Annotated in this window: 7 protein-coding genes; all 7 read left to right on the top strand. The window is 55.6% G+C overall.

The annotated features are described in order from the left end of the window. The coding region (locus tag PHI12_12655) for a hypothetical protein (protein ID MDD5511641.1) at positions 1 to 212 on the top strand (212 nt) is incomplete at its 5' end. 32 nt (positions 213 to 244) lie between these two features. Then, complete coding sequence (locus tag PHI12_12650) at positions 245 to 433, top strand: hypothetical protein (protein MDD5511640.1); 189 nt, start codon at positions 245 to 247, stop codon at positions 431 to 433. A gap of 50 nt (positions 434 to 483) precedes the next feature. Then, a complete protein-coding gene (locus tag PHI12_12645; GenBank protein MDD5511639.1) occupies positions 484 to 906 on the top strand; it encodes a hypothetical protein in 423 nt (140 codons plus the stop codon). A gap of 220 nt (positions 907 to 1,126) precedes the next feature. Further along, entirely contained in the window at positions 1,127 to 5,752 is a 4,626-nt protein-coding gene (locus PHI12_12640) for a right-handed parallel beta-helix repeat-containing protein (GenBank protein ID MDD5511638.1), read from the top strand. 225 nt (positions 5,753 to 5,977) lie between these two features. Next, positions 5,978 to 6,193 carry a hypothetical protein gene (locus tag PHI12_12635; GenBank protein ID MDD5511637.1) on the top strand — a complete coding sequence of 72 codons (216 nt, stop codon included), beginning with the start codon at positions 5,978 to 5,980 and terminating at the stop codon, positions 6,191 to 6,193. Between the two features lie 4 nt (positions 6,194 to 6,197). After that, positions 6,198 to 6,512: a hypothetical protein gene (locus tag PHI12_12630; protein MDD5511636.1), complete on the top strand. Its 315-nt coding sequence runs from the start codon at positions 6,198 to 6,200 to the stop codon at positions 6,510 to 6,512. Next, positions 6,509 to 6,709: ferritin family protein (locus tag PHI12_12625; GenBank protein ID MDD5511635.1), on the top strand; the 201-nt coding region annotated here is incomplete at its 3' end. The genes PHI12_12630 and PHI12_12625, both read left to right, overlap by 4 nt.

Raw genomic sequence — 6,709 nt, 5'->3', positions numbered from 1 at the left:
ACGACGAGACCGGTAAGTTAGAGAGGGAGCCGGTCACGGTGATACAGTCCTTCCATAAGTGTGGCACGCACGAGGACGAGATGGTCTTAGCACGCCTCATCGATGACCTCAAGGTAATGGGCGGGCAGTATGCCGTTGCTGTGAAGCACGGGACCAAGATGTACACTATATCATCCGGTTCCACGGAGAAGGTCAAGCATAAGCTGGAATAAGATTCATATACCAGCGAATACGATGCTATAGTATGACCACCTCCGCCGAGAGGGCAAGAATCTACAAGGACAATGAGCCCAAGCCCGAGTTCGAGCTGCCAGGCAAGAAGCTGGCCTTCGCTTATTCTATGCCGACCAGGGTGCGGTTCAAGGATGGGTCGGAGCTGACCCTTCAGCCGGGTGAGGCCTGCTTCACCGATGGCGATGACTTCATGTTCTGAGCGATAGTTTTCTTATTCTCCCCAGTACATATGGTCAATGAGGCATTTCTTTGGCCACATTCTACAAGCGCAGAGGTCTGAATGATGAGGAGGCCCTGGTCGAGGCTGCTGAAGAGGACCCCTACGAACTGAGAGGCAAGTTTGCAGAGAGATTTGTAGAGTGCAAGGCGCTCTCACCAGAACTGGAACGCAGCACCTGCTTATATGAACTGCTCCACGACGTCACGAGATTGCAGGACGTGGTCAACTTATCGATGAGGCCGACCAATGTCTGGCAGCAGCATGCGCAGGAACTCATCGATGGCGCTAACGCTTTGATATTGGAGGCTTCGCAGAATCACAGTCCCTGGCTGGCCGAGAGCATCTACCTTGATGAGAAAGTGGATAAGGTCAATAGAGTGTATATGCGTATCAAGAAGGAGAAAGTTAAGTCTGCGAGAAGAGGCATCGAGGAACAGGTCATGGATGATTGATATGTTCCCTTCCAGAGAAGAGCTGCAATTATTGAGGAGCGACCGGACCTGCCGCAAGGAATACTTCCTGCGCATCGCAGCCTGGTTCGTCCGGTCCATGGGCATGTGAACAAGTATATAATGCATCCAAACCATTCTCTCCAACGGTATATCCGTGGGCAAGGACAAGCGCATCCTATTGGGCCTAGGCCTCGGTACGTTGGCCGGTGTTTCTTATCTATTGTATAAGAAGAGGCAAAGCGCTTCAGCCCCAGGAGCGGAGTCCGACCCATGCACGCCCGGAGCACATGAATGTGTCCATGGGGAAGAAGCGTGCTATGTCTCGGGACTGATAGGCACGACCTTATCCCTTGGTGTATCCGGTACCGTATCGATAGGGGACGTCACTGTTGTAATGGGTGAGCTTATGGACTCGAATGGCTACTTGGTCAATGGCAAGAGCATCAGGTTCGTGGTCAAGAGGCCGGACGGGACCAATATCTTCGATGGCTATGCCACAACGAACGCGGACGGTCTGGCATCCATAAACTTCACCCCGGACGTAGCAGGAGAATATGCCATAACCGCATCCTTTGCCGGTGACTCGGAATATGAGTCCTCCGCCGTCTCTGACATATTGACCGCGCAGTTGGTGTGCTCCCCCGGAGACACTAGGAGCCCCACGACCTGCTGGGACGGCAGCACCATCTATGGCGAGGTCTGCAACCCACAGGGCAGCGGTTACGTTCCATCCGGTGCATCCTGTCCGGTGGAGACCGCAGACGGAGCGGTAAGGAACATCGTGTACTGCTGGGACGGAACCACCATCCAGTCGCAGGAGGTCTACTCCCGGACCGACCACCTATGGCACACCCAGACCTTCACATGTCCGACCGAGCCCTTGGACGGGGCGACCAGGAACGTCATATACTGTACGGACGGGACGACAGTGTCCTCGCAGGAAATCTACTCCCGGACCACGCATACCTGGAGCCTGCACACGTACACCTGCCCGGTGGTCACCAGGCCGGTACGCTATACCTGGCAGTCAGGGCCGACGAGCATCGAGGAAGATACCGAGAACAAGTACACCATCCTCCTGGAAGGCTCGACCGATGGTGGAGAATCATATGTGCCCATGGTCAATGCCAACGTGACCTACACTTTCACACCGTCTGCCGGTGAGGCCCTGACCCTGCAATGCATCACCAATGCATCCGGTGTCTGTGGCGTGAACTTCACTCCCAGAATAGCGGGGACCTGGAGCGTGGAGGCTGCCTGGGACTGTGCCAGCGCTGCCTACGATTGCCCGACCCCTGCGACCTTGAGCATTGACGTGACCGCTTCGTGTGTCCCGCCCGCGACCAACCTGATACGGCTGACATGGCAGAGCCCCCCGACATCCATCAACGTCGGTGTCGAGACCCTCTTCACCGCGCTCTGTCAGAACAGCACGGACTCCGGGACGACATGGCACAACGTGGGCAACACGGGACTGCACTATGAGTTCACATCACCTGATGGCACATTGTTCGTAGCGGACTGCACGACGCCATCCGGGGGCAACGGCATGTGCTCCGTGTCCCTGAGGCCACTTGTGGAAGGGATATGGAGCGCTCGCGTGCGCTGGGACTGGAACAACTGCAACTATCCGCACATTTGGTCCGATACCATATCCTTCAGCGTGGTATCCGTTGCGGCCACCGCCACAACGCTGGCTCTGGCCGTGTCCGATGCCACGCCTGCTGTGGGCTCGGACGTGGCCATGGTGGCCACCCTATCCAATGCCAGCACTCACGCTGCCATCTCCGGTCAGACAGTGGAGTTCGAGTTCCATAGGCCGGACGGGACGTTCGGCATCTATACTGTTGCCACCAACAGCAGCGGGCAGGCCGCTCTCAGCGAGAACTGCGCTCAGGCTGGGGCATATACGGTCTACGCCACGTTCTATGGCAATGCCACCTATGGGGCGTCGTCAGCGCAGACCAGCCTTACTGCGGAGAGCGGGGGCACCGAACCGGAGTGGCCAGTGACGCCCCTGGCCATCACCGTCACGCGCTCTGGTAGCACTTACACTGCCACTCGTGTGAACGGCACCGTAGTTCCCAACGGTTCCGGCACCAATCCGGGCACGGTCATCAACGCTGCGCTGGGGGCGCTGACGTCTGGTCGCACTACCAAGGAAAGAGTGCTGATACAGGTGTCCGGGGACCCCATTGCCATCACCACTACCAAAATCATCATGCCCAGCTACGCTGTCCTGGAATGTACCGGCGTGGTGTTCACTGGCCCGAACAGGGCTAGAGATATAGATGACCAGATAATTAGCTCCAGTAATACTCGTGATTGGGAGATAATCGGCGGGGAATGGGTGTGCACCAGTCCAGAAGGGCAGCAGGTAAAGCAACCCATGATGTTCACCGGGGCGACGAACTGTATCCTCCGGGACTGTAAGGTCCGCGATGCCATGTACAACAACATACAGTTCAACAACAGCAACAACTGCATCGTGTATAATGTGGAGAGCTATCACTCTTGGACCTTAGACCCCTTGCACTGTGGCCCGGACTGGGCTCCCAATCCCAGACAGTGCAACCAGAACGGATGGCACGGGCTCATCTTCGCACCCACTGGCAGCGGCTCGTGCAGCGATAACGTGGTGGAGCACTGCTATTTCCATGATTGCGGACATGGTGGAGTATATTTCTACAACGACCCAGCCAGCACGGGAACCATGAACAATAACATCATCCGCTACTGCCGGGTGGAGAGGTGCGGGACCAGCGGACTGAGCATCAGTCAGCGTGCCACAGCGACAGGTGTGGCCCGCAACAATGAGATTTACGATAACTACCTTGAGGATTGCGGCATAGACTCACAGCATCCGTACATCAACATAGGGTACCATGATGCCAGTGGATGCACGCCTACGGCCAACTGTACTGGCAACTTGGTCCATCACAACACTATCCGGGACAATGGTCTCGAAACCTATACGCCCGAAGGAAGTACAGTTCAATATGGGTCATACTCCGGTATCAACGTCCAAGGCAATGACAACGAAATCTATAGGAACGACATTGGGGGGTCAGCCGCACCAGTGGACCTCATATGTGGTTCCGGCAACTACATCCACGATAATTACAGCCATGACATCTACAACCACTCAGCGTTCTACTCTCACGCCATACACAATGTTGGTTGTACCTACAGCACCATCGAGAACAACTTTTGCTACAACATAGGGGCCGGAGAGTGTGTCTATGGCACAGGCAGCACCGACACGGTCAGCGGCAACACCATGCTGACCAGCCCCCTGACGGACGGGGACTACGGGGCGAGGGAAGATACTGGTGGAGGTGATGAGGAACCGGTCGAGGGCAACCCCGTCAGGTATGAATGGGTGACCGCTCCAGCCGAGGCCGGTCTGAACGCTGATACACAGTACACCATGCACTTCCAGGTGTCCGATGACGGCGGAGCTACCTATCGCAATCCTGGCCCGACCGGCCTGCACTTTGAGTTCACTCCACCAGATGGCAGTGCCGTCCATGTGGGCGAGTGCACTACCTCGTCCGGCGTGTGCTCGGTCATCTTCCACCCGGATGTGCTCGGAGCTTGGACGTGTCGCGTGCGTTGGGACTGGCTCAACACTACTTTCGAGCATACATGGTCCGCTCCAATATCCATCAACGTAACTGAGGGACAGGGCACAACCTATGAAACCATTGTCTCGGTGAGTGGCTCCACTTTCACTGCGAGAAGGGTCTCTGACAACTTCCTGTTCTACTCGGGTACATCAGCTAATGCTGCGATAGCCGCAGCCGTAAACAATACTTCATCCACAGGTTGGGTAGGTATAGGTGCTGGAGCTTTCGGTCTGACCGCCACTCTGAACGGGACACGCAATATCCAGGGTGCAGGTATGACCGTGACCCGATTGTTCAATGCAGGCATAGCCACAGCAGCAGGCTCCGGGGCCAACGCGATGGTCAATCTGTCATCGGGCGTGTACTTCGGAGACCTAGAGCTAGATGGCATGGCTGGTACCAGACCATTCACCTGGACGTCTGGCGGTACCGGAGCGAACGCTGTCGCGGGCATTAGGCTTTGGGAGGCGAGCAACTGCAATGTCTATAACATCAACATCCACGACATCCCATGCTACTATGGTGTAGAGTTCTGGAATTGCAGTGGCAACCATATCCTCAATGTGACAGTCAACGGCGTAGGCACGAGCACAACCGCACGAGGGTATGGCAACGGCTTTGCTGGTGGTGTGGGTAATTTCAGCGGGGCCAACATGGCTCATGACAACCTCATCGAGAACTGCACCGTCAGTAACTGCACCATGGTGTGCTTTAACTGGGAGCCCGGATATAACAACGAGGCCAGGAACTGCACGTTTACCAGCCACCCTAACGGCATGTTCCTAAACATCACCGGAGCGACCATAGCCAGCCGATGCATGTCGGTGTGGGGTGTCAGTGGCTTTAACCCCTCCTCGGGTAATGAGTTCAATGGTTGCCATTTCAATGGCAGAGGTTTGTTGGCAACGGTCAATGGGCCGCTCACAACCTTTAGCAACTGCGTGTTCAACTCGACCGGGACCGCACCCGCTACGGACTCCGCAGCAGAGAACTACGCGGTCATATTGGTCAACGGCAACAACACCACCACCAATTATGGCCGGGGATGCACCTTCACGAGCTGTTCATTCACTACAGTTGTCTCGGGCATGGACGGCATAAGGTTCACCGGTACCAGTCAGACATACAACAGCGTGGTGTCTTCGGTAAGGTCCTGCACGTTCAGTGGCTGCTCTCCCAATGTTGCTGATGCCAGCGGGCAGGTAGTGACCTCATAGAGAAGTATTAAACCTCTTTCACCTCATTTCCATTCGGTCACCAACAACATCAACGATGACGTCAAGAGCGGGTGCATCACATATTCCAGGAGCGCCCCCACGGGGCAGGACTCTGGCAATAGCTGCTCCACATTCTCCAGCTACTCCCTCAATGGTGACGGGTTCTCGCCCTGAGCATCAAACACTTTAAGCTCTTTTATTTCCATACACCTTAGTGGTATATCCATGGCCTGCCAAACATGCGCCCCCCAGGGAGTCTATGCTCAGTACGAGGTTGATAGATACGGTGTGTATGGACCCATCCCATCCAAGACCTGGCCCCCACCCAGTGTAGAAGTTGGGAGTGAAGGCCTATCTCCGGGGACGGTCGCGGTCATCGCCGGTGTATTGTTGGGCACCATCCTCTTCGCCAGGTTCGGGCTGGGGGGCAGAAGGAGATGAGCATATGGTAAAAAAACATAAAACTTGTCTTGCTGGCATCGAGGAGGCCTTGATGATGGGGTATGATGTTGATTGTCAAATCTCTAAAGGCAAGAAGCGCTCCACAATTGAGTTCATTCAGCACCCAGACCACCACACTGCCCTGACGTTCGGCATCGCGGATGAGAAGCTCGACAACGATATGAACACTAGGTGGAATGAAAAATACTACCTCGAACCTCGTTCGCATATGGAGAACCCAATCAAGACTGTGGAGGGAGCAAAAGAAATCCTCCAATGGCTGAAGAGTGAGGGGTTTAAGGTTGGAAACGTGAAATGATGACAGGTTCAAAGACCAGGGCGTGCAAGATTCTCAGAGCAGCGGCCAAGGACGAGGCTGAAGGCGTGGTCATGTATCGCAAGCTGGCTGTGGAGCTGGATAGGGCTGGGTATCGCGGCTTAGGTGGGAAATTCAATGCCATTGCCAATCAGGAGAAGGTCCACGGGGGCGTGGTCAAAAGGGCCTTGCGTCAGGTG

Source organism: Dehalococcoidales bacterium, assembly GCA_028716225.1.
Lineage (GTDB): Bacteria > Chloroflexota > Dehalococcoidia > Dehalococcoidales > UBA5760 > UBA5760.
This window is presented reverse-complemented; position numbering and strand designations above follow the sequence as displayed.

Coding starts and splice junctions, on each gene's coding strand:
- PHI12_12630 (MDD5511636.1), top strand. CDS start 6,198: ATGGTAAAAAAACATAAAACTTGTCTTGCTGGCATCGAGGAGGCCTTG.
- PHI12_12650 (MDD5511640.1), top strand. CDS start 245: ATGACCACCTCCGCCGAGAGGGCAAGAATCTACAAGGACAATGAGCCC.
- PHI12_12635 (MDD5511637.1), top strand. CDS start 5,978: ATGGCCTGCCAAACATGCGCCCCCCAGGGAGTCTATGCTCAGTACGAG.